Source organism: Escherichia sp. E10V5, from assembly GCF_004212315.1.
Lineage (GTDB): Bacteria > Pseudomonadota > Gammaproteobacteria > Enterobacterales > Enterobacteriaceae > Escherichia.
In genome coordinates this window covers 132738-155238 of sequence record NZ_RHJM01000020.1, presented here as the reverse complement: position 1 = coordinate 155238, position 22501 = coordinate 132738, and the positions used below count along the sequence as shown (strand labels likewise).

Annotated in this window: 21 protein-coding genes and 2 pseudogenes; 12 read left to right on the top strand and 11 right to left on the bottom strand. The window is 50.2% G+C overall.

All coding sequences use genetic code 11. The features are described from left to right. Positions 1-1458, top strand: coding sequence for an NADH-quinone oxidoreductase subunit NuoN (nuoN, locus tag D9738_RS15270; protein WP_000156701.1), 1458 nt, complete (start codon positions 1-3; stop codon positions 1456-1458). 52 nt (positions 1459-1510) lie between these two features. Here the strand turns inward: nuoN and D9738_RS15265 are convergent, their stop codons facing one another. Both D9738_RS15265 and D9738_RS15260 read right to left on the bottom strand, forming a co-directional pair. Continuing rightward, on the bottom strand, positions 1511-2848 hold the full coding sequence (locus tag D9738_RS15265; protein ID WP_130260559.1) for a hypothetical protein: 1338 nt from the start codon (positions 2846-2848) through the stop codon (positions 1511-1513). After that, complete coding sequence (locus D9738_RS15260; protein WP_130207206.1) at positions 2793-3215, bottom strand: hypothetical protein; 423 nt, start codon at positions 3213-3215, stop codon at positions 2793-2795. Before D9738_RS15260 ends, D9738_RS15265 begins: the two co-directional genes overlap by 56 nt. A gap of 208 nt (positions 3216-3423) precedes the next feature. On the opposite strand from D9738_RS15260, the pseudogene D9738_RS15255 reads away from it, so the two are divergent. Then, positions 3424-4134 (top strand): annotated as a pseudogene (locus tag D9738_RS15255) (hypothetical protein); the annotation flags it as partial. Between the two features lie 289 nt (positions 4135-4423). Here D9738_RS15255 and D9738_RS15250 read toward each other — a convergent pair. Together D9738_RS15250 and D9738_RS15245 are read right to left on the bottom strand one after the other, a co-directional pair. Then, the gene (locus tag D9738_RS15250) at positions 4424-4927 is read right to left on the bottom strand and encodes a YfbM family protein (protein WP_130260558.1); all 504 of its coding nucleotides are present in this window, start codon (positions 4925-4927) and stop codon (positions 4424-4426) included. A gap of 102 nt (positions 4928-5029) precedes the next feature. Continuing rightward, positions 5030-5992, bottom strand: coding sequence for a M28 family metallopeptidase (locus tag D9738_RS15245; RefSeq protein WP_130260557.1), 963 nt, complete (start codon positions 5990-5992; stop codon positions 5030-5032). Between the two features lie 147 nt (positions 5993-6139). On the opposite strand from D9738_RS15245, the pseudogene D9738_RS15240 reads away from it, so the two are divergent. Then, positions 6140-6924 (top strand): annotated as a pseudogene (locus D9738_RS15240) (von Willebrand factor type A domain-containing protein). 121 nt (positions 6925-7045) lie between these two features. Here D9738_RS15240 and rbn read toward each other — a convergent pair. Next, complete coding sequence (gene rbn, locus D9738_RS15235; RefSeq protein WP_130260556.1) at positions 7046-7963, bottom strand: ribonuclease BN; 918 nt, start codon at positions 7961-7963, stop codon at positions 7046-7048. Positions 7964-8027: 64 nt separating this feature from the next. Between rbn and D9738_RS15230 the strand changes: the two genes are divergently transcribed. The 9 genes from D9738_RS15230 (at position 8028) to pmrD (ending at position 16296) form a co-directional block, all read left to right on the top strand. Beyond that, on the top strand, positions 8028-8489 hold the full coding sequence (locus D9738_RS15230) for a GNAT family N-acetyltransferase (protein ID WP_130260555.1): 462 nt from the start codon (positions 8028-8030) through the stop codon (positions 8487-8489). 54 nt (positions 8490-8543) lie between these two features. Next, positions 8544-8849 carry a stress response protein ElaB gene (gene elaB / locus D9738_RS15225; RefSeq protein WP_000070621.1) on the top strand — a complete coding sequence of 102 codons (306 nt, stop codon included), beginning with the start codon at positions 8544-8546 and terminating at the stop codon, positions 8847-8849. 78 nt (positions 8850-8927) lie between these two features. Next, positions 8928-10223, top strand: a complete 1296-nt coding sequence (menF, locus tag D9738_RS15220) for an isochorismate synthase MenF (RefSeq protein ID WP_130207196.1) — start codon at positions 8928-8930, stop codon at positions 10221-10223. An 88-nt stretch (positions 10224-10311) separates the two neighbouring features. After that, positions 10312-11982, top strand: a complete 1671-nt coding sequence (gene menD / locus D9738_RS15215; protein ID WP_130260554.1) for a 2-succinyl-5-enolpyruvyl-6-hydroxy-3-cyclohexene-1-carboxylic-acid synthase — start codon at positions 10312-10314, stop codon at positions 11980-11982. Beyond that, positions 11979-12737, top strand: a complete 759-nt coding sequence (gene menH, locus D9738_RS15210) for a 2-succinyl-6-hydroxy-2,4-cyclohexadiene-1-carboxylate synthase (protein ID WP_130260553.1) — start codon at positions 11979-11981, stop codon at positions 12735-12737. The genes menD and menH overlap by 4 nt, the downstream gene beginning before the upstream one ends. A 14-nt stretch (positions 12738-12751) precedes the next feature. Then, complete coding sequence (menB, locus tag D9738_RS15205) at positions 12752-13609, top strand: 1,4-dihydroxy-2-naphthoyl-CoA synthase (RefSeq protein WP_000639996.1); 858 nt, start codon at positions 12752-12754, stop codon at positions 13607-13609. Continuing rightward, the gene (gene menC, locus D9738_RS15200; RefSeq protein WP_130260552.1) at positions 13609-14571 is read left to right on the top strand and encodes an o-succinylbenzoate synthase; all 963 of its coding nucleotides are present in this window, start codon (positions 13609-13611) and stop codon (positions 14569-14571) included. Before menB ends, menC begins: the two co-directional genes overlap by 1 nt. Further along, the gene (gene menE, locus D9738_RS15195) at positions 14568-15923 is read left to right on the top strand and encodes an o-succinylbenzoate--CoA ligase (protein WP_130260551.1); all 1356 of its coding nucleotides are present in this window, start codon (positions 14568-14570) and stop codon (positions 15921-15923) included. Before menC ends, menE begins: the two co-directional genes overlap by 4 nt. A gap of 109 nt (positions 15924-16032) precedes the next feature. Continuing rightward, entirely contained in the window at positions 16033-16296 is a 264-nt protein-coding gene (gene pmrD, locus D9738_RS15190) for a signal transduction protein PmrD (RefSeq protein ID WP_130260550.1), read from the top strand. Here the strand turns inward: pmrD and arnF are convergent. From arnF to arnC, 6 genes are read right to left on the bottom strand one after another with little or no spacing between them, the layout of a single operon-like run. Beyond that, on the bottom strand, positions 16293-16679 hold the full coding sequence (arnF, locus tag D9738_RS15185) for a 4-amino-4-deoxy-L-arabinose-phosphoundecaprenol flippase subunit ArnF (protein ID WP_130260549.1): 387 nt from the start codon (positions 16677-16679) through the stop codon (positions 16293-16295). The two genes, pmrD and arnF, sit on opposite strands and share 4 nt — an antisense overlap. Beyond that, on the bottom strand, positions 16679-17014 hold the full coding sequence (gene arnE, locus D9738_RS15180) for a 4-amino-4-deoxy-L-arabinose-phosphoundecaprenol flippase subunit ArnE (protein ID WP_130207182.1): 336 nt from the start codon (positions 17012-17014) through the stop codon (positions 16679-16681). Before arnE ends, arnF begins: the two co-directional genes overlap by 1 nt. Further along, complete coding sequence (gene arnT, locus D9738_RS15175; protein WP_130260548.1) at positions 17011-18663, bottom strand: lipid IV(A) 4-amino-4-deoxy-L-arabinosyltransferase; 1653 nt, start codon at positions 18661-18663, stop codon at positions 17011-17013. The genes arnE and arnT overlap by 4 nt, the downstream gene beginning before the upstream one ends. Next, on the bottom strand, positions 18660-19553 hold the full coding sequence (arnD, locus tag D9738_RS15170) for a 4-deoxy-4-formamido-L-arabinose-phosphoundecaprenol deformylase (protein WP_130207178.1): 894 nt from the start codon (positions 19551-19553) through the stop codon (positions 18660-18662). The genes arnT and arnD overlap by 4 nt, the downstream gene beginning before the upstream one ends. Beyond that, positions 19550-21532: a bifunctional UDP-4-amino-4-deoxy-L-arabinose formyltransferase/UDP-glucuronic acid oxidase ArnA gene (arnA, locus tag D9738_RS15165; protein WP_130260547.1), complete on the bottom strand. Its 1983-nt coding sequence runs from the start codon at positions 21530-21532 to the stop codon at positions 19550-19552. Before arnA ends, arnD begins: the two co-directional genes overlap by 4 nt. Beyond that, positions 21532-22500 carry an undecaprenyl-phosphate 4-deoxy-4-formamido-L-arabinose transferase gene (arnC, locus tag D9738_RS15160; RefSeq protein WP_130257477.1) on the bottom strand — a complete coding sequence of 323 codons (969 nt, stop codon included), beginning with the start codon at positions 22498-22500 and terminating at the stop codon, positions 21532-21534. The genes arnA and arnC overlap by 1 nt, the downstream gene beginning before the upstream one ends. Position 22501: the final 1 nt, after the last annotated feature.

The following is a 22501-nucleotide window of genomic DNA, read 5'->3' as shown; positions in this document are numbered from 1 at the left end:
ATGACAATAACTCCACAAAACCTGATCGCACTGCTACCGTTGCTGATCGTCGGCTTGACGGTGGTGGTTGTGATGCTCTCCATTGCGTGGCGACGCAATCATTTCCTCAACGCTACGCTCTCGGTTATTGGGCTTAACGCGGCGCTTGTTTCGCTCTGGTTTGTCGGCCAGGCGGGCGCTATGGACGTTACGCCGCTGATGCGCGTTGATGGTTTCGCCATGCTTTACACCGGGCTGGTATTGTTGGCGAGCCTCGCCACCTGTACTTTCGCCTACCCGTGGCTTGAAGGCTATAACGACAACAAGGACGAGTTCTACCTGTTGGTGTTAATTGCTGCGCTGGGCGGGATCCTGCTGGCGAATGCCAACCATCTGGCGTCTCTGTTCCTCGGTATCGAACTGATCTCTTTGCCGCTGTTTGGTCTGGTCGGTTACGCTTTCCGCCAGAAACGTTCGCTGGAAGCCAGTATCAAATACACCATTCTTTCTGCCGCAGCGTCTTCTTTCCTGCTGTTTGGTATGGCGCTGGTGTATGCGCAGTCTGGGGATCTGTCGTTCGTTGCACTGGGTAAAAACCTCGGCGACGGTATGCTCAACGAGCCGCTGTTGCTGGCAGGTTTCGGCCTGATGATTGTTGGCCTCGGCTTCAAACTCTCTCTGGTGCCGTTCCACCTGTGGACGCCAGACGTATACCAGGGCGCGCCTGCGCCGGTTTCCACTTTCCTGGCGACGGCGAGCAAAATCGCTATCTTCGGTGTGGTGATGCGTCTGTTCCTTTACGCACCAGTGGGTGACAGCGAAGCGATTCGCGTGGTGCTGGCGATTATCGCCTTTGCCTCCATCATCTTCGGTAACCTGATGGCGCTGAGCCAGACCAACATCAAACGTCTGCTCGGTTACTCATCTATCTCTCACCTCGGCTATCTGCTGGTGGCGCTGATTGCGCTGCAAACTGGCGAGATGTCGATGGAAGCGGTAGGGGTTTACCTGGCCGGTTATCTGTTCAGCAGCCTCGGCGCGTTCGGCGTGGTCAGCCTGATGTCCAGCCCATATCGTGGCCCGGATGCTGATTCCCTGTTCTCTTACCGCGGTCTGTTCTGGCATCGTCCGATCCTCGCGGCAGTGATGACGGTGATGATGCTGTCTCTGGCCGGTATCCCGATGACGCTGGGCTTTATCGGTAAGTTCTACGTGCTGGCGGTCGGTGTCCAGGCACACTTGTGGTGGCTGGTGGGTGCCGTGGTTGTCGGTTCGGCAATCGGCCTTTACTACTACCTGCGCGTAGCGGTGAGCCTGTACCTGCACGCCCCGGAACAACCAGGTCGCGATGCACCGTCAAACTGGCAGTACAGCGCGGGCGGTATCGTGGTGCTGATCTCTGCACTGTTGGTACTGGTGCTGGGTGTATGGCCGCAACCGCTGATTAGCATTGTGCGGTTAGCCATGCCGCTGATGTAAGGTTGAATATTGATGTTAAAAAACCGCCGATTTCGGCGGTTTTTTTATGGTGTTATGATTTGATTGGGTTTGTGCAGGTTTTATTTTGGAAACGTTTATTGTATTTATAATTATAGTCTGAAGAGACAATAGTATTATAGTTTATGGTTGACGCACTTGCATAACACGCCACATCAACGTTTAAATCGTTAATGATGAAGTCGATCATGTCTTCTGTACCATTCATTATAATAAACTTTACTAATGTTATATTTTCACCAAAATCACCATATTCTTGACCAATCACGGAAGGTAGGTATTCTTTGTTCTTTATTTTTGATATTACGGACTGGTTATCACCTAAAACAACATGCATAGCGATAATGTCATTTTCATTTTCAGGTTGAACAAATTTTGAAAAATAAGAAGCACTAAGCTTATTTGAGTTTAAAATAGAATTATGCAAGTCTACCGGTTTGATAAATAAATGCTTTTGCCATTTTGGAACGAGCTTTAGTAGAAAATCGAGCATTTGGATTTTTTGTGCACTGCACTTTTCGTCTCTTAAACATCGCTTTAAATCAATTAATCTAGTGTCTATAATACCTTTATCATTCTGAATCTCTTTCTTTTTATTATCATCTATTTTGCTATATAGAAATTTTAAGAAATTAATGCTTGTTACGTTAGCAAAAGAATAGTTGACAGCATAATCGCTGGTAAAGTCGTCTTTAAATTCACTACACTGGATAACTTTCTCGAATGAAGTGATTGGGTAGTCAAAGTTATATGTTCTGTTATAGTTAAATTTCATATTGAACAAAAGTGAATTGATACCCTCCGGGCATGTTTTCCAAAGTTTATCCAATGCAGTACCATCCCCTTGTCTTAGTGCCGTATTCACAGCAGTGTCATAATCTGATTCGTTTTTCATGGGGAATAAATAGAATGTATGTAAAACAAATATAATGGCAAAGGCGCGCCAGCCTGTAAATAAAATCTTGCGTGGGCTGCAATATATGCTTTTCCTTAGAAAACACACATACCATAAAATTAATGTATAGGGTATCAGGTTGAAAATATATTCAAAGAAAGAATCGAAATACTTATTGAAATAAAACAAATAGGCTAATGCGGTAGTGCCGATTGGCAATTCCAGATAGATTAAAGAAATGAAACCGGTGTTATCCATTTTCTCTTTATCCCATCGAAGAAGAAACGGTACGATAAAGAGTATTGGTATGATAAAGGCTAATGCATAACACGCAAAAATGATAATTACAGCACCCGTTGAAAATGACAATATACATCCTCCATGAAGTATTTTAAAAATTTTTCGTAATGAGCAATATGTTTTAATCCCACCAACAATTAACCGGATGCATACCCGCAGGGACTTCAACCCATCCATGATCTGTATCTTCTTCCCATCCTTCCCGGCACTCATCAGGGGCAATTTCTTCTGCAAACCAATTCTGAACTTCTTCGGGTGAGGCAGAAGTGATAACTGAAATTCTTTCGCTAAAGGGCCAGTTAGGGTCATCGAACATCGTAATTTCTACCAAAACATCACTGACATCGTTACGCTCACGAATTTTCAGCAAATGGTGGTAGATAGCTTGCGGAGATTGTTCTGGAGTCACATTGCAACATATTGAACCGAGGATATTATTTCCGATAAAAAAATCCTCAAGAGATAACAATGGACGGGGGGTAGCAGGCTCGTTAACATCACCATTGATATTAACAAGTTGGGTAATGCGTTCTAAAGGTGTCATAATTATTCCCTGAAATAATTCATTCATCAAATGAATGGCATTGTTTGAATTCAATAGCGGATAAATAGTGACAATGCCACACGTCTTATTAGTTTCAGGCACATCATAGCATGGATGTTAAGCAGGGAAAGGTGAAATATTCAGTCAGGCTGGGTCGTGATCCAGACGTTGTTATATATAACATCATAAATATTTAAAGGGGTTTGACATGGAATGGTTAAGTGAAATTCGCAAACTTCGGGAGCACGTACCTGTCGGTATCCAGTCTGCCAGACGTTTGCTAGAGAGGACTGGCGGTAATGTTGATGAGGCCATTAAATTCTTTCATATTGATCAAATCAATATATTGACTGCAAAAGCAGACGTCACACATCAGGAAGCAGAGAATGTTTTGTTGGCTACAAACTATGATATTGCAGAAACTCTTCGGCGTATTGATGAACAACGCTATACACTGACGGAATTGATTTTGCGTAAAAATAAGGATGCCGGAGATGCCTTAAACAAAATAGCATTGGCGATTGAATATGAGTGGGATCTCAAGCGTAAGTTTTGGTTTAGTTTTGCAGATATCCAATTATTACAGCCAGTTTTACAAACTTTTATGCTGGTTTATGAATGGCATGAATATGTTGGTTGGGAAGGAATGGATTGTGGGATCTTTTTTGAAAGTGATCATATTCACCAACAATTGCAAGCGTTGGGATTGTTAGAACTTGCCAAAAAAATGGTTACTGCAAGAATCCGATATAATGAGTTAAAAGAGAAGGTAGAAAATTTTCATGAGATTACAAAGGATGAAATATTCAAAATGCTTATCACACATTGTGACCAACTTGCAAAAGATGTTGATTCTGTGTTACTGCAATTTGTGGAGGATAATATTGAGTTTTTCCCATGTCGTCACAATGGACACGATTTTTTAAAAAATCATCTCAAAATTGAACAGGCTTTTTATCTGCCTGGTAATTTCCAGGTAATGACAGGTTGAGTTCCGTTTTCATCCAAGATTCCAAATCGTTGCCAGCACAGATGACATCGCTGTTATATACCGAATACACGGCATTGCTTTAAGAATGCGACTAAGCAAGCATTTAGCGATATTTATACAAGGGGATAAAAACCGGACCATGGTTAAATATTTTTTCAAGATGATCTTGGCGTAAATTTTAACTAATGGGTATTTCTCCCCCAGGCATCAAGCTATATCACCCAACAATAACCGTCAGCGCATGATTCCCTTGTCGCAGCATACGTCGATACGCGCTAATCAGCTTTTCCATATCAAGCATGATCGAAGCAAAGAGTTGCCCCTCTAACTCTTCTGAAAAGGTCACTCCCGGATAAATCTCCATTTCATTGAGTCGCTGAATGGAAAACTGTTTACGCAGCTCACTTCGATCCAGTGATTCCAGGCGGTCGATTGTCGCGGCTAACTCCTGATTCCAGGTCAATCCCAGGAAACCATCTATGCCATCTTCGAGGCTGTGTTCACCAAGCACGGCACGACTCAGCGGATCATTCTTCGCTGGATCAAAAGCATAGGTACCCGTTAGGCCAAAATGTAAAAAATCCCAGCGTTTATCAATATCCAGTCGCCGTAAACCTGAAAGCGTGTCATGAATATTGTCCATTAAGGGTTTTTCAGTAGACTCAAGCAGTCGGTTAATTCTTTCTGAGTCAATTTCTGCAAAATAGCCAATCATTCCCATTTGTTTTTCCTCCGTTGAATTTAATTTTTCGCATCTTAAAACAGACGAGGGAAAATAAAATGCGCATGTTGCTTTTTCTGGATCTTCCTCGAGAAATTTTTATTATTTACTGTTTTGCAACAAGGTTATAACGCCATCCACCACCTGAGCCATTTTCTGATAATTGAGTCTGTCTGCGGTATCGCCAGGTAAGTGATATTGTTTATTACGATAAAAAGCGGTGTCAGTAATCATTACGGCGGGAATATCGTGTTGCCAATAATTAAGGTGGTCGGAGAAATCGATACCGGGAATAAAACCAGGTGCATTAATAGAATAAACAGGCAACTTTTTTGCTGATAACAACGCAGATTTTACCTGACGCACAGCGCTGATATCCTGCACTCTGCCGACGACAGCAATAAAATCACCATGGTCGGGATAAAGCCAGGACATGACAGAGTAAGGGTAATCCTGACTCCCTGGTGCGGAGTCGTAATAACCTATCATCTCCAGTGCTATCATTAATTTCACCGGACGCTCAAGCGAAGCGGCGTGTACCGCGCTCCCCATTTCATTGCTACGAAAGAAGGGCGGTTCTTCCGACGCATAGGCGACCAGTTGCACACCTATTTTCGGCGCTTGCTGCTGTAACAAACGTGCCAGTTCGAGTAATCCTGCCACACCGCTGGCGTTATCATCCGCTCCCGGCGTATAGGTTAATTGATCGTTTTCGTAACTACTGGCAGAGTCATAGTGCGCACCGATAATAATCTGTGGTCCATCGGTAGGACCATAATCAGCAACAATGTTTTTGTAGGGGCCACCAGTAATGGGGACATCCTGCCCGGTAACTCTGGCGCCGCTACTGACAAAGACCTCTTTTATATACTCTGCGGACCCATTCAGATTATCAATATTGTCGGCACTACGTGGATGCACAGTTTGTGTAAAATAACGAACTGTTTTTTCTAATTGCTCGGGACTTGCGTGCTGGGGCGTTGGTGGTAATGCATTGACCCAGGGTTGGTAAAAAACAATCAGAGGAAGTGAAAACAGGAACAATATAAAAAAGGAAAAGGTTATTTTTTTTCATATATAAATTGTTGATAGGTTTCGTTGTTGAATCATTATTTGTTATAGGTTTCGAGATCGTATTTTATTAAGATTAGCCGGATTATACAAAGAGTCTATTTTATGTCTGGTGGTTGAGTTTATTTAAAAGGATTTTATATGCGAAATAAAAATATAATCATGTTGCTTATTAGTAGTTTGATTTTGTCAGGATGTGGGCCGGAATCTGATGATAAGGAAAGTCAGCAACAACAATCTACTACACCCACAGACCAGCAAGTACTTGCCGCGCAACAAGCGGCAACAAAAGTGGCGGAGCAAAGAGCCGCCGCCGCTAAAGCCGCGAAAGCAAAAACCTTAGCCCAGCATGAAGCGCAACAATCCTCAGACAAACAGGCTTTGCAGGGGCGATTGCAGGAAGCGCCAACATTTGAAAGAGCGGCTAAAGCAAAAGCTACACGTATCGCAAATCCAGGAACCGCTCGCTATCAGCTGTTCGATGATAATCCGGTTAAGCAGGTAGCGCAAAACCCGTTGGCGACGTTTAGCCTTGACGTCGACACCGGCAGCTAACGCTGAATGGGCAAAAAGCATCAATTGATAAGTTACGCTATGCCCCGGATAACAAATCAGTGAAATCAGATAAAGCGAAAGAACTGGCCTGGTTAAAGATTCGTTGGAAATACCCGCAGGGAAAAGAAAGTCAGTTAGTTGAATTCCCGTTGGCACCCACAATAAACGCACCTTCAGAAGATATGCGTTTTCGCGCAGCAGTCTCTGCGTATGGGCAAAAATTGCGCGGTTCTGAATACCTGAATAATACATCCTGGCAGCAGATCGAACAGTGGGCGCGGCAAGCAAAAGGACCGGATCAACAAGGCTACAGAGCGGAATTTATTCGCCTGATTGGGCTGGCGAAAGGTCTGGATAATTCACAAAACTAAAAATGATAAATCTGTTTGCCTGATACCGACATCAAACGTATCCGGCAAACAGATGAAAAATACGTCAAATAAGTGCGTTGGCATCATTAAATTAATCTGCCAACTAACCACCGCTTTCGACTTAAATGCTAAACACCGCGAAATCGCTCGCCAGTTCAGTTGCCGGGAAAATCGTCCGGCACTCGTGTAACAAGTGCTGACAGCCTTTATCATCATAGCGCGAACTAACATGGGTAATGATTAGCTTACCGACACCAGCTTCACGGGCCAGTACCGCCGCTTGGCGTGTGGAGCTGTGGCCGCGACTGTTGGCTTTGGCCTCCATCGCCAAATCCAGAGTCGCTTCGTGAACCATTACGTCGACACCTTTGGCCAGCGCCAGCGCGGCATCGCAAGGACCAGTATCGCCGAAAATGGCGATCGCTTTTCCTGGTGTAGGCGCGGCTAAGTAATCAGCGCCGTTAATCTGCCGACCGTCTTCCAATGTGACAGTTTTTCCGGCTTTCAAATCCTGAAACAATGGGCCTGGCGGTACGCCTGCGGCCTTTAATGCCTGGGCATTCAGCGCACCAGGCTTATCATGTTCTTCTACACGATAGCCGTAACACTCCAGCGGATGTTCCATCGGATAAGCTGTCACTTTACGCAAGCCATCATCAAGAATTTCGCCTGCGCTAATTTCAATAATCTCCAGTGGATAATCGGTCCACGAGCCACTAATGCGTAGCGCTGTCTCAACAAATTCACGGATACCTTTCGGACCATAAATGGTTAAGGGTTGCACAATACCTGACATGGAACGACTGCACAGCAAACCGGGCAGACCGAAAAGATGATCGCCATGAAGATGGCTAATAAAAATCCTGTCCAGTTTGCCGGGATTAAACACCGTGTGCAGCATTTGGTGTTGAGTGCCTTCGCCACAGTCAAATAACCAAAGTCCGGCCTGGGTCGGATGTTGCAGATTAAGCAATATCGCCGTGACATTACGCGCCCGGGTCGGAACTCCCGCCGAAGTACCTAAGAAAATTAATTCCATAAGACCATCACATTTCTAAAAATAATCCGGCTAGTATAAGGCATACAACCAAAAGGAGCGCATCATGATCGACTGGCAGGATCTTCATCACTCTGAATTATCGGTTTCTCATCTTTATGCCTTATTACAACTGCGTTGTGCGGTATTCGTTGTCGAACAAAACTGTCCTTATCAGGATGTCGATGGTGACGATCTGGTAGGGGAAAATCGTCATATTCTCGGCTGGCAAAACGGGAAACTGGTAGCGTATGCGAGGATTCTGAAAAGTGATGATGATCTCGAACCGGTGGTGATTGGTCGGGTGATTGTCAGCGAAGCGTTGCGGGGCGAAAAAGTGGGGCAGCAACTGATGAGTAAGGTGCTGGAATCATGTACGCGCCACTGGCCGGACAAGGCGATTTATCTGGGAGCGCAGGCGCACTTACAAAACTTTTACCGCAGTTTTGGCTTTATCCCTGTGACCGACATTTACGAGGAAGATGGTATTCCCCACATTGGGATGGCGCGCGAAGTCAGTCAGGCGTAATTGATAACCGTTGTCTATAGTTAGTGGCAGGTTTTAAGCAAATGGAGAACGAGAATGTCTAATCAATTTGGTGATACACGCATCGATGACGACCTGACGTTGCTGAGTGAAACACTGGAAGAAGTGCTGCGCTCCTCTGGCGATCCCGCCGATCAGAAATATGTTGAGCTGAAGGCGCGAGCAGAGAAGGCGCTGGATGATGTGAAAAAAAGAGTCAGTCAGGCTTCAGACAGCTATTACTATCGGGCGAAGCAAGCGGTTTATCGTGCCGACGACTACGTTCATGAAAAACCGTGGCAGGGGATTGGCGTTGGCGCTGCGGTTGGTTTGGTATTAGGACTGTTGCTGGCACGCCGTTAAAACCTCCCTACACTGGGGTACTGCATTTTTTTTGCAGTACCCCGTATAATGTGAGGCTTTTAACAGGGAGAGGTCCGCGTGCAATCACTCACTACGGCGCTGGAAAATCTATTGCGCCATCTGTCGCAAGAGTTTCCAGCGACGCCCGGCATTCGGGTTTTTGATGTTCCTTTCCCATTAAATGACGCCTTTGATGCCTTAAGCTGGCTGGCCAGCCAGAAAATGTATCCGCAATTTTACTGGCAACAACGCAATGGTGATGAAGAGGCTGCCGTGCTGGGTACAATAGCCAGCTTTTCGTCGCTGGCGCAGGCGCAGCGTTTTCTCCGACAATACCCGGATCACACCGACTTACGTATCTGGGGGCTGAATGCGTTTGACCCTTCCCAGGGCAATTTACTCCTCCCGCGGTTGGAATGGCGACGCTGTGCAGGCAAAGCGACCCTTCGACTGACCCTTTTCAGCGAAAACTCCCTTCAGCAAGACGCACATCAGGCAAAGGAATACATTGCTGCTCTGGCAAATATTAAACCGTTGCCAGCTCTGCATTTAACCATCACCCAAGAAAATCACTGGCCGGACAAACCAGCCTGGACGGGGTTAATTAAACTGGCGACCGACACCATTGCTGAAGGTGAACTGGATAAAGTGGTGTTGGCGCGGGCGACCGACCTGCATTTCTCCGATTCAGTTAACGCGGCGGCAATGATGGCTGCCAGCCGTCGGTTGAACCTGAACTGCTACCATTTCTACATGGCCTTTGATGGCGAAAGCGCGTTCCTGGGTTCATCTCCTGAGCGGCTTTGGCGGCGGCGTGACAAAGCGTTGCGTACTGAAGCACTGGCGGGAACGGTGGCGAATCATCCTGATGATAAACAGGCGCAGCAACTGGGCGAGTGGCTGATGGCGGATGATAAAAACCAGCGCGAGAATATGCTGGTGGTGGAAGATATCTGCCAGCGATTACAGAGCGACACCCAGGCGCTGGATGTTTTACCGCCGCAGGTGCTTCGTCTGCGTAAAGTGCAGCATCTGCGTCGCTGTATCTGGACCTCGCTTAATACGGCAGATGATGTGGTTTGTCTGCATCAGTTGCAGCCAACGGCAGCGGTGGCAGGTTTACCGCGCGATTTGGCACGGCAGTTCATCGCCCGGCACGAACCGTTTACCCGTGAATGGTATGCGGGTTCTGCGGGCTATCTCTCATTACAACAAAGCGAATTCTGCGTTTCCCTGCGCTCGGCGAAAATCAGTGGCAATGTCGTGCGATTGTATGCCGGAGCGGGTATTGTCCGAGGCTCAGACCCCGAACTGGAGTGGCAGGAAATCGACAACAAAGCGGCAGGACTGCGCACTTTATTACAATTGGAATAGTAATGAGTCGCATCATTACCGATTCATATCAATAATCTCTTTTTGTAGCTCCTTATACTTAGCCGCAATATTGATACCGGACAAACTCATGTCAGTAAGCGCATTTAACCGACGCTGGGCGGCGGTCATTCTGGAAGCATTAACACGTCATGGCGTCAGACACGTCTGCATCGCCCCTGGCTCTCGTTCTACGCCATTAACTCTGGCGGCGGCGGAAAATTCCGCTTTCATTCATCACACTCATTTTGATGAGCGTGGGCTGGGGCATTTGGCGCTGGGGCTGGCGAAAGTCAGCAAGCAGCCGGTGGCGGTGATAGTGACTTCCGGCACGGCGGTAGCGAATCTCTATCCGGCACTGATTGAAGCTGGGTTAACCGGAGAAAAACTGATCCTGTTAACCGCCGATCGTCCTCCGGAATTGATTGACTGCGGCGCAAATCAGGCAATTCGTCAGCCGGGCATGTTCGCCTCTCATCCTACGCATAGCATTTCACTACCGCGCCCGACGCAGGATATTCCCGCCCGTTGGCTGGTTTCTACTATCGACCACGCTTTAGGCACGCTGCATGCGGGTGGAGTCCATATCAACTGCCCGTTTGCCGAACCGCTTTATGGCGAGATGGACGATACCGGACTTAGCTGGCAACAACGTCTTGGCGACTGGTGGCAGGGCGACAAACCGTGGCTGCGTGAAGCGCCTCGTCTTGAGAGCGAAAAACAGCGCGACTGGTTCTTCTGGCGGCAAAAGCGCGGCGTGGTGGTTGCCGGGCGCATGAGTGCGGAAGAGGGCAAAAAAGTTGCCCTGTGGGCGCAAACACTTGGCTGGCCGCTGATTGGCGACGTGCTGTCGCAAACCGGGCAGCCGCTGCCGTGTGCCGATCTCTGGTTAGGCAATGCCAAAGCGACCAGCGAACTGCAACAGGCGCAGATTGTCGTGCAACTGGGGAGCAGCCTGACCGGTAAACGGTTACTGCAATGGCAGGCAAGCTGTGAACCAGAAGAGTACTGGATTGTTGATAACATCGAAGGGCAGCTTGACCCGGCACACCACCGTGGACGTCGCCTGGTCGCCAATATTGCCGACTGGCTGGAGCTGCATCCGGCTGAAAAACGCCAGCCCTGGTGCGTGGAGATCCCGCGTCTAGCTGAACAGGCAATGCAGGCAGTTGTTGCCCGTCGTGATGCGTTTGGCGAAGCACAACTGGCGCACCGCATCAGCGACTATTTGCCTGAACAGGGGCAACTGTTTGTCGGTAATAGCCTGGTGGTACGTTTGATCGATGCTCTCTCGCAACTTCCGGCAGGCTATCCGGTGTACAGCAACCGTGGGGCCAGCGGAATTGATGGGTTGCTCTCTACCGCCGCAGGCGTTCAGCGGGCCAGCGGCAAACCGACGCTGGCGATTGTGGGCGATCTCTCTGCTCTTTACGATCTCAACGCGCTGGCGCTATTGCGTCAGGTTTCCGCGCCGCTGGTATTAATTGTGGTGAACAACAACGGCGGACAAATTTTCTCGCTGTTGCCGACGCCGAAAAGCGAGCGCGAGCGTTTCTATCTGATGCCGCAAAACGTCCATTTTGAGCACGCTGCCGCGATGTTTGAGCTGAAATATCATCGTCCGCAAAACTGGCAGGAACTTGAAACGGCACTTGCCGACGCCTGGCGCACTCCGACCACCACGGTGATTGAGATGGTGGTTAACGACACCGACGGCGCGCAAAACCTCCAGCAACTGCTGGCGCAGGTAAGCCATTTATGATCCTGCACGCACAGGCAAAACACGGCAAGCCAGGTTTACCCTGGCTGGTGTTTTTGCATGGTTTCTCCGGCGATTGCCTCGAATGGCAGGAAGTCGGCGAGGCGTTTGCAGACTACTCGCGGTTGTATGTTGATCTGCCAGGTCACGGTGGTTCGGCGGCAATTAGCGTCGATGGATTTGATGATGTCACCGACTTACTGCGTAAAACTTTGGTTAGTTACAACATCCTTAACTTCTGGCTGGTGGGGTACTCGCTCGGTGGACGGGTGGCGATGATGGCGGCTTGTCAGGGGATGGCGGGGCTTTGTGGCGTGATTGTCGAAGGTGGGCATCCCGGGCTGCAAAATGCTGAACAACGCACGGAACGTCAGCTTTCCGATCATCGCTGGGCGCAGCGTTTTTGTTCAGAACCGTTAACGGCGGTATTTGCCGACTGGTATCAACAGCCTGTTTTTGCCTCGCTCAATGACGATCAACGCCGGGAGCTGGTGGCGCTGCGCAGCAACAATAACGGCGCAACCCTTGCCGCGATGCTGGAGGCCACTTCTCTCGCCGTCCAGCCTGATTTACGTGCTAACCTTAGCGCCCGCACATTTGCGTTTTATTATTTATGTGGTGAACGTGACAGCAAATTCCGCGCTCTGGCAGCGGAACTGGCTGCCGACTGCCATGTCATTCCTCGCGCCGGACATAACGCGCATCGGGAAAATCCCGCTGGCGTAATCGCAAGTCTGGCGCAGATCTTGCGTTTCTGACTAAAGGACACAATATGATTTATCCTGATGAAGCAATGCTTTACGCACCGGTTGAATGGCACGATTGCTCCGAAGGTTTCGAGGACATTCGTTATGAAAAATCCACCGACGGTATCGCAAAAATCACCATTAATCGTCCGCAGGTGCGCAATGCCTTCCGTCCTCTGACGGTAAAAGAGATGATCCAGGCGCTGGCGGATGCCCGTTATGACGACAACATCGGCGTGATCATTTTGACTGGCGCGGGCGATAAAGCGTTCTGCTCCGGTGGTGACCAGAAAGTACGTGGCGACTACGGCGGTTATAAAGATGATTCCGGCGTACATCACCTCAACGTGCTGGACTTCCAGCGTCAGATCCGTACCTGTCCGAAACCGGTTGTCGCGATGGTGGCTGGCTACTCCATCGGCGGCGGTCATGTTCTGCACATGATGTGCGACCTGACTATCGCGGCAGATAATGCCATCTTCGGTCAGACTGGCCCGAAAGTCGGTTCCTTCGACGGCGGCTGGGGAGCTTCCTATATGGCTCGCATCGTCGGGCAGAAAAAAGCGCGTGAAATCTGGTTCCTGTGCCGTCAGTACGATGCAAAACAGGCGCTGGATATGGGCCTTGTGAACACCGTGGTGCCGCTGGCCGATCTGGAAAAAGAGACCGTCCGCTGGTGCCGCGAAATGCTGCAAAACAGCCCGATGGCGCTGCGTTGCCTGAAAGCTGCACTGAACGCCGACTGTGACGGTCAGGCGGGTCTGCAGGAACTGGCGGGTAACGCCACCATGCTGTTCTACATGACGGAAGAAGGTCAGGAAGGTCGCAACGCCTTTAACCAGAAACGTCAGCCTGACTTCAGCAAATTTAAACGGAATCCGTAATGCGTAGCGCGCAGGTATACCGCTGGCAGATCCCCATGGACGCGGGGGTGGTTCTGCGCGACAGGCGGTTAAAAACCCGCGACGGGCTATACGTTTGCCTGCGTGAGGGCGAGCGCGAAGGGTGGGGGGAGATCTCCCCACTGCCGGGCTTCAGTCAGGAAACCTGGGAAGAGGCGCAAAGTGTGCTGCTTGCCTGGGTACATAACTGGCTGGCAGGCGATTGCGAGCTACCACAGATGCCTTCCGTCGCCTTTGGCGTAAGCTGCGCGCTGGCTGAACTGGCAGATACGCTCCCGCAGGCGGCCAATTACCGTGCTGCGCCGCTGTGTAATGGCGATCCGGACGATCTGATCCTCAAACTTGCCGATATGCCTGGCGAGAAAGTGGCGAAGGTCAAAGTGGGATTGTACGAAGCCGTGCGCGACGGCATGGTGGTCAATCTTTTGCTGGAGGCAATTCCGGATCTGAATTTGCGTCTTGACGCGAACCGCGCCTGGACGCCGCTGAAAGGCCAGCAGTTTGCCAAATACGTTAACCCGGACTATCGCCACCGCATCGCGTTTCTCGAAGAGCCGTGCAAAACCCGCGATGATTCGCGTGCGTTTGCCCGTGAAACCGGCATTGCCATTGCCTGGGATGAAAGCCTGCGCGAGCCGGATTTTGCCTTTGTGGCGGAAGAGGGCGTGCGTGCGGTGGTGATCAAACCCACGCTCACGGGCAGCCTGGAGAAAGTCCGCGAGCAGGTGCAGGCGGCGCACGCGCTGGGGCTGACGGCGGTGATCAGTTCTTCCATCGAGTCGAGCTTAGGCTTAACGCAACTGGCGCGGATTGCTGCCTGGTTAACGCCAGACACCATTCCGGGGCTGGATACGCTGGATCTGATGCAGGCGCAGCTGGTTCGTCGCTGGCCGGGTAGCCCGCTGCCATTAGTGGAAGTTGATGCACTGGAGCGGCTGTTATGATCTTCTCTGACTGGCCGTGGCGTCACTGGCGGCAGGTGCGGGGAGAAGCCATCGCCTTACGTCTTAATGACGAGCAACTCAACTGGCGCAAGCTTTGTGCTCGCGTCGATGAATTAGCCTCCGGCTTTGCGGCGCAGGGTGTGGTTGAGGGCAGCGGCGTAATGTTGCGGGCGTGGAATACGCCGCAAACGCTGCTGGCCTGGCTGGCGTTACTGCAATGTGGGGCGCGGGTGCTGCCCGTGAATCCACAACTGCCGCAACCGTTGCTTGAGGAATTGCTGCCAAATCTCACTCTGCAATTTGCGCTGGTGCCGGAAGGGGAAAACACGTTTCCGGCGTTAACGTCGCTGCACATTCAGCTGGTTGAAGGCGCACATGCCGCTGCGTGGCAGCCGACGCGCCTGTGCTCAATGACGTTAACCTCTGGCTCCACTGGCTTGCCGAAAGCCGCAGTTCATACTTATCAGGCCCATCTTGCCAGTGCCGAAGGGGTGTTATCGCTGATTCCGTTTGGCGATCACGATGACTGGTTGCTCTCTTTGCCGTTGTTTCACGTCTCTGGTCAGGGAATTATGTGGCGCTGGTTATACGCTGGTGCGCGGATGACGGTACGTGATAAACAGCCATTGGAGCAAATGCTGGCAGGCTGTACTCACGCTTCACTGGTGCCAACACAGCTCTGGCGTTTGCTGGTTAACCGCAGTTCAGTTTCCCTGAAAGCGGTGTTACTTGGCGGCGCGGCAATTCCGGTTGAGTTGACGGAGCAGGCGCGCGAGCAGGGCATTCGTTGCTTTTGCGGCTATGGTCTGACGGAGTTCGCTTCCACGGTTTGCGCGAAAGAAGCGGACGGCCTGGCTGACGTCGGTTCGCCTCTGCCGGGGCGGCAAGTAAAAATCGTTAACGATGAAGTGTGGCTGCGGGCTGCCAGTATGGCAGAAGGTTACTGGCGTAACGGGCAACTGGTGCCGCTGGTTAATGACGAAGGCTGGTACGCCACGCGCGATCGCGGTGAGATGCATAATGGCAAGCTGACCATTGTCGGACGTTTAGACAATCTGTTCTTCAGTGGTGGCGAAGGCATTCAGCCAGAAGAAGTCGAACGTGTGATTGCCGCGCATCCTGCGGTTTTGCAGGTGTTTATCGTCCCCGTTACTGACAAGGAGTTTGGTCATCGACCGGTAGCGGTGGTGGAGTATGACCACGAAACCGTTGATCTTAGCGAATGGGTGAAAGACAAGTTGGCCCGTTTTCAACAACCGGTGCGTTGGCTGACGCTTCCGCCGGAGCTGAAAAACGGCGGCATTAAGATTTCACGTCAGGCATTAAAAGAGTGGGTGCAACGCCAGTATTAAGAAATCATTAGTTTCATCTCTCATTTCCGCTATTCCATTGCCATTGATAATGAGTTTATCTGTTAATCTGTAAATTAATGTGACAATTCTTATCGGGCAGGATAGTGCAATGGAATGGCTGGTTAAAAAATCATGCAGCGATAAACAAGACAACAGACATGTACTGAAGCTTTGTGATACTGGCGGCACGATAAAAATGATTGCCGAAGTGCAAACTGACTTTAGCGTTAAATCAGGTGACCTGCTTTCTCCGCTACAGGATGCGCTTTATTGCATCAACCGGGAAAAACAGCGCACGGTGAAAGTCATTTCGGCGAGCAGTTATAGTGTTGAAGAATGGGGGCGACAATGTCAGTCTGGCTGCAAAAGTTAGCAGCGTTGTTTTGCTGCTGGTAGAAAAATCAGCGTTAATCCACCCATAATACAGGCTACGCCCAGCATAGCCTTCAACGAGAAGGTCCCTTCCCAGCCGGGAAGTACCATTGATGCAATCCATACCAGTACATAACTCATACTCAGTAAGGCATAGGCTTTGCTGAGTGCCAGCCGATGCAACGCCTTATACCAGCAAAAAACGGAGATCAGATAGCCAACCAGGCCGACGACCAGCATCCGGGCACCGAAATCAAAAGTAAAAAGCGCCGCGATAAAATTCCATAATTGCGTCATCGGCGGCAGATGATTCGCCGCAAAACCGAGGCTTAATTGCGCAGCAGAAGCAATAATGACGCTGAATAATCCCCACATCAGGCCCATTACACCGTACTCCCGAGAATCACAATGCCGCCAATAATGAAGGCCACCCCACACCAGTGACGAAAAGACACTGGTTCGTGCCACAGTTTTACTGCTGCCAGCGTCACCCAGACAAAATTCAGGCTCAACATTGGATAGGCAATGCCTACCGGCACGTTCTGTAATACCAGCAGCCAGAGCACCATTGCCAGCCCCAGACACATCAATGCCAGCGCCAGCCACAGTGCAATATGTTTGCGCCGTTTACTTATTGCCACAAAGCGAGTTGCCTGTTTCTGGCAGAGCTGCCCGGCTACGCTAAGCAGGCTGGCAAAGACTAAAATCAGCCAGATCATTTGGGCCGATACTGAATGAGCACCAGACGCCCCTGATGATCGATAGCATCTGCAGGTGGAATGGCAAGGCTGTTGATATCCTCATCGCGGTCGACCGAAAGCACGAGAGTAATAATCCCCTCCTGGCGATGTTGAGTAAGCCAGCTGGCGAAATCATCACCGCTGACAAATCTGCCTTTCGCATCCGGATAATTGAGGCCATATTTCAACTCCCCCGTTTGGCGATACATGATGATGTCATCGCGTTGCAGACTCCATGCCAGACCTGCGGCAACGCCGACGCTATCCGTAAGAATATAGCGGCTCGGCTGAAGTGATTCTTGCGTCATCTCGACAAAAAATTGCGGATGTTTGCCTTCCATGACTCTGTCGGGGATCGCAATACCCACGAGCAACGCCAGCCCCAACGGGCAAAGTGCCGCAAAAGGCCAGTTTTTTTCAATGTTCGTTAATGTGTACCAGCCGAAAAATGCCCATAGCGAAAAAATCGACCATGCGCAAAAGACTTTATAGATTTCGAAAGTTTGCCAGACTGGCGTACTCATTGGTCCCCAGGGAGAGACTATAAACGTGGCAATAATGCCAGTGACGCCAAATGCGATATTGATCCAGCCATTAATCCGCAGCGCCAGAGGATTATTTTTTGCTGCCTGCAACGCGTAATACGCCACCAGTATTGCCAGAGGCGCAAAGCAGGAAAGAATATAGGTCGGCAGCTTGCCTTTAGCGACGGAGAAAAACAGCAGTGGCATCACCGTCCAACTCAAGAGATAGACGGTTGCGGAATGGTTGCGGTTTTTCCAGCCAGAACGCAGCGCACCGGGGAGTAATCCCAGCCATGGCAGGCTACCGGCAATGATGATAGGCAAGTAGTACCAGAACGGGGCTTTATGTTGGGCATCATCCATCGCAAAGCGTTGAATATGCTCAATCCAGAAAAAATAGTGCCAGAAGTCAGGCTCCCGTTGCGCTATTGCTAACCCCCAGGGGAGAACCGTCAGTACACAACTGATGATTGCCAGCCAGCCGTAAATAAAGAAATCTTTCCAGCGTTTTTGCGTCGCCACCCATGGCAGCACGCTTAATACCGGCACGGCGAGGGCGAGAAAACCTTTGGTCATTACCCCCATACCGCAGGTGATTCCCAGCAGTAAAAATCCCGCGCTTTTGCCTTTCCACGTTTGCGCATCCATTGCCAACCAGAAGCTACACATTCCCGCCACCAGCCAGAATGCAATAAACGGATCGAGCACGGCGTAAGTGCCGATGGCGTAGACAATAAGCAGCGAGAGATAAATCACAGCGGCGAGTAGTGCCAGACGTTTATCGCGCCATAAGCGCAGAGTAAACCAGACCACCAACGCGGCGGTTAACAGGGTCGCAAAGATAACGCCTGCCCGAACACCAAAGTTATTCGCGCCAAATAGCCATTGCCCAATACTGTTAATCCAGTATCCGGCAATCGGTTTTTCGAAATAACGTAGCCCTAACAGATGGGGCACAATCCAGTCGCCGGAAGCCAGCATTTCCCGACTGATTTCCGCATACCGCGTTTCATCAGGTTGCCAGAGCAGGCGATAATTAATCGGCAAGAGATAATAGACGGTAATAAACGCAAAGAATGCGGCGTAATAGCGAATGGATTTCATGGACGAGTTCCCGCAACTTGTTGGCAACCCAGCCAGCCTTCACGTCCAGCGATTCTTCCACGCACCACATGTCCGAGCGGCAACGTCTCCGGCAGCAGCTCGCCTAATGGACAAAAAGTAATGCCTTCACGGGCGGCACGCTTCAGGAGATCAACAAAATCAGGATGATAAGCACAACCTTCAACTTCAGCATGGATGGTATAAACCGGCGTCCCTTTATCTCGCAGGATGCGGTTGAGTAGCCAGCCGTTAAAATCTTGCGCTTTCACATCCCGGCCAATCACTTCATCCCAGGTAGGTAATGTCACTGGAATTTGTGCAGTGCCAGGTTTTCCTGATTCGAGCAAGGGACGAAACGGCATCGCCCCACGACAATCGCTGTTGTAGCGCAAATGGAACGCTTCTTTTGCTTCGATCACCTGTTGGTCGGCACGCCAGCCAGCAGCAGCGGAGCAGGTTATCGGTTGGCCGATAATCTCTTCCAGGGTACGAAGGCCGCGGGCAATATCGTCTACCATTGTTTGCCGATCCCAGTTGCCGCTATGGGCTTGCCAGGCGTGGTGATCCCAGGCGTGCAGGCCGACTTCGTGGTATTTAGCCGCTTCACGAATGATATCGGCATTGGCATGACCAATCTCTTTTCCTGGCCATGCCGTACCTGCCAGTAAAATATCCCAGCCATAAAGTGATGCCGCGTTTGAGCGCAGCATCTTCCACAAAAACTGGGGCTTCACCAGTCGCCAGAGATGGCGGCCCATATTGTCCGGGCCGACGCTGAAAAAAATGCTGGCCTGAATATTATGCTTACTTAAGGTTTCCAGCAGACGTGGCACCCCTTCGCGGGTGCCACGAAAAGTATCGACATCAATACGTAAACCTACTTTGGTCATGATGACTTATCCGTAAGATCGACAGTGCGCAGGAAGAAATCCAGCGTCTCATCGATGGTTTCCTGCATATCAATTTTCGGTTCCCAGCCGAGGCAACGGCGGGCATTGCGGATGCTCGGTTTACGATGCTCTACGTCCTGATATCCTTTGCCGTAGTAGCTGCTACTTTCTACCACGCGAAAGCCCGCAAACGGTGGGAAGTGATGGCGCAGCGGATGTTTTTCGAAGCTCGCCAGCAGCATCTCGCCGAGCTCTTCAATACTCGCTTCGTTATCAGGATTGCCAATGTTGATAATTTCGCCGTCGCAGCGATTTCCCGCATTTTCGATAATGCGGTATAACGCCTCGATACCATCCCGAATATCAGTAAAGCAGCGTTTTTGTTTTCCGCCATCAATCAGCTTAATCGGTGAACCTTCCACCAGATTGAGAATGAGTTGCGTAATAGCGCGTGAGCTACCAATTCGCGCAGCATTAAGGTTATCCAGTCGTGGCCCCATCCAGTTAAACGGGCGGAAGAGGGTGAACTGCAACCCCTCTTTTTCGCCATACGCCCAGATCACCCGATCAAGTAATTGTTTTGATACTGAATAAATCCAGCGTGGTTTATTCACCGGGCCGACGATTAAATTAGAATGGTCCTCATCGAAGTATTTATCGCTACACATCCCATAAACTTCTGAAGTCGACGGGAAGATGATTCGCTTACGGTACTTCACGCAGTAACGGATAATGCGCAGATTCTCTTCAAAATCGAGTTCAAATACGCGTAGCGGGTTGCGGGTATATTCAATCGGCGTAGCTATCGCCACCAGCGGCAACACGACATCACATTTTTTGACGTGATACTCAATCCATTCGGAATGAATGCTGATATCGCCTTCAACAAAATGAAAATGCGGATGATTCAGAAAACGGCTTATCGCGTCGCTGCCAATATCCAGACCGTAAACTTCATAGTGATCTTCGCGCAGCAGGCGTTCTGTCAAATGGTTACCGATAAAGCCATTCACCCCGAGGATGAGTACCCGGGTACGGCGTCGGGCGGCACAGGCAGGCTGGCTATTCAAGCGTGAACCTTGCACCAGGCCCAGTGTCTGCGCTAATTGTGAGCCCTGCATAGTAATGCCGTCGCCCGCTTGTCCGGTGACGATTTCCAGCGCGCCATCGCCACAGGCAATTAGCAACGGCGCAACAGAAATCACGCTTCCCGGCTGCGCTGCGGATGTATGAGGATGTACGCGTGACGACCAGACGGTAAATTTTTGATTACCAACATAGCTGAAGGCACCCGGCCACGGATCGGCGACGGCGCGGACCATGTTATGCAATACGGCTGCCGGTTTGTGCCACTCGAGGAAGCTGTCTTCTGGTGTTCTGCGACCAAAACAGGTGGCTTCGTTCTCGCGTTGGGCTATTTCCAGAATCTTACCGTGTTTAATGGCGGGTAACGTCTGTTCCAGCAACTGACGCGCGGTATGGCACAATTTATGATGCAGCGTAATGGCGATATCATCTGGCGCAATGGCAACGCGCAGTTGGGCAACAATGGCCCCGGCATCGGCACGTTTAACCATTCGGTGCAATGTAACGCCCGTTTCCGTTTCACCGTTCACCAGCACCCAGTTCAGCGGCGCGCGACCACGATATTTTGGTAACAGCGAACCATGCAGATTAAATGCACCTGCGGGAGCGAGCTGCAAAATCTCATCGCTAATGAGATGGCGATAATAAAAAGAGAAAATCACCTCTGGTGACAGTTGGGCAATGCGTTCCACCCACAGCGGATGATTAATGTTATCCGGCGCGTAAACCGGAATGCCTTTTTCCGCCGCCAGACGGGCCACCGAACCATAAAAGGCTTTTTCGCCAGGATTATCAGTATGGGTAAAAATGGCGCTAATTTCGTAACCGGCAGCCAGCAGGGCTTCAATACCGAGGCATCCCATATCGTGGTAGGCAAAAACGACGGTTTTCATTATTCATTTTCCTTGCTGGATGGACGGATAACTTGCTGAACAAAATAGCGGGGACGGGCGCGGACATCGGTGTAGATCCTGCCAATATATTCACCGAGCAATCCCATGCCGATAAACTGAGCGCCAATAAAAGTAAACAGCACGGCAAATAGCATAAAGACGCCTTCTGCCGCCCATTGTGGTCCGAAGGTCAGGCGTAAAATCACCAGCAGTACCGCAATGCTGAACCCCCCAATCGCAATCACGCTGCCGAGAAGACTCAGCATACGTAGCGGTGTGGTCGTGAGGCAGGTCACCAGGTCGTACATCAAATTAATCAGGCGCATAAAGCTGTATTTAGATTCGCCATACTCACGCTCGGCATGATGTACCGGAATTTCAATGGCGCGGCGAGCGAAGATATTCGCCAGAATCGGGATAAAGGTGCTGCGTTCATGGCAGTGCAACATGGCATCGATAATATGACGGCGATAGGCGCGTAACATACAGCCATAGTCGCCCATCGCTTTGCCGGTGGTGCGCTGAATAAGTCGATTAATCATCTTCGATGCCGTTTTACGAAACCAGGTATCCTGGCGATTCTGGCGCACAGTACCCACTACGTCGTAACCTTCATCGGCTTTTTCTACCAGACGGGGGATCTCCTCTGGCGGATTCTGGAGATCGGCATCGAGGGTAATAATTAAGTCGCCGGTAACGTGGCTGAAACCTGCCATGATCGCCGAATGCTGTCCGTAATTACGATTAAGCAAAATAGACACGATGTGGCTGCCCTCTGCTTGTGAGGCATCGACGAGCATTTGTGCAGAATTATCGCTACTGCCGTCATCAATCAGCAGGATCTCATACTCTTTCCCCAGCGATTCACAGGCTGCGGTGGTGCGCCTGATTAATTCCGGTAAGCTTTCCTGCTCGTTATAGACGGGAATAACCACCGAGACTTTCTTAACAGGGTGGATTTCAAACATG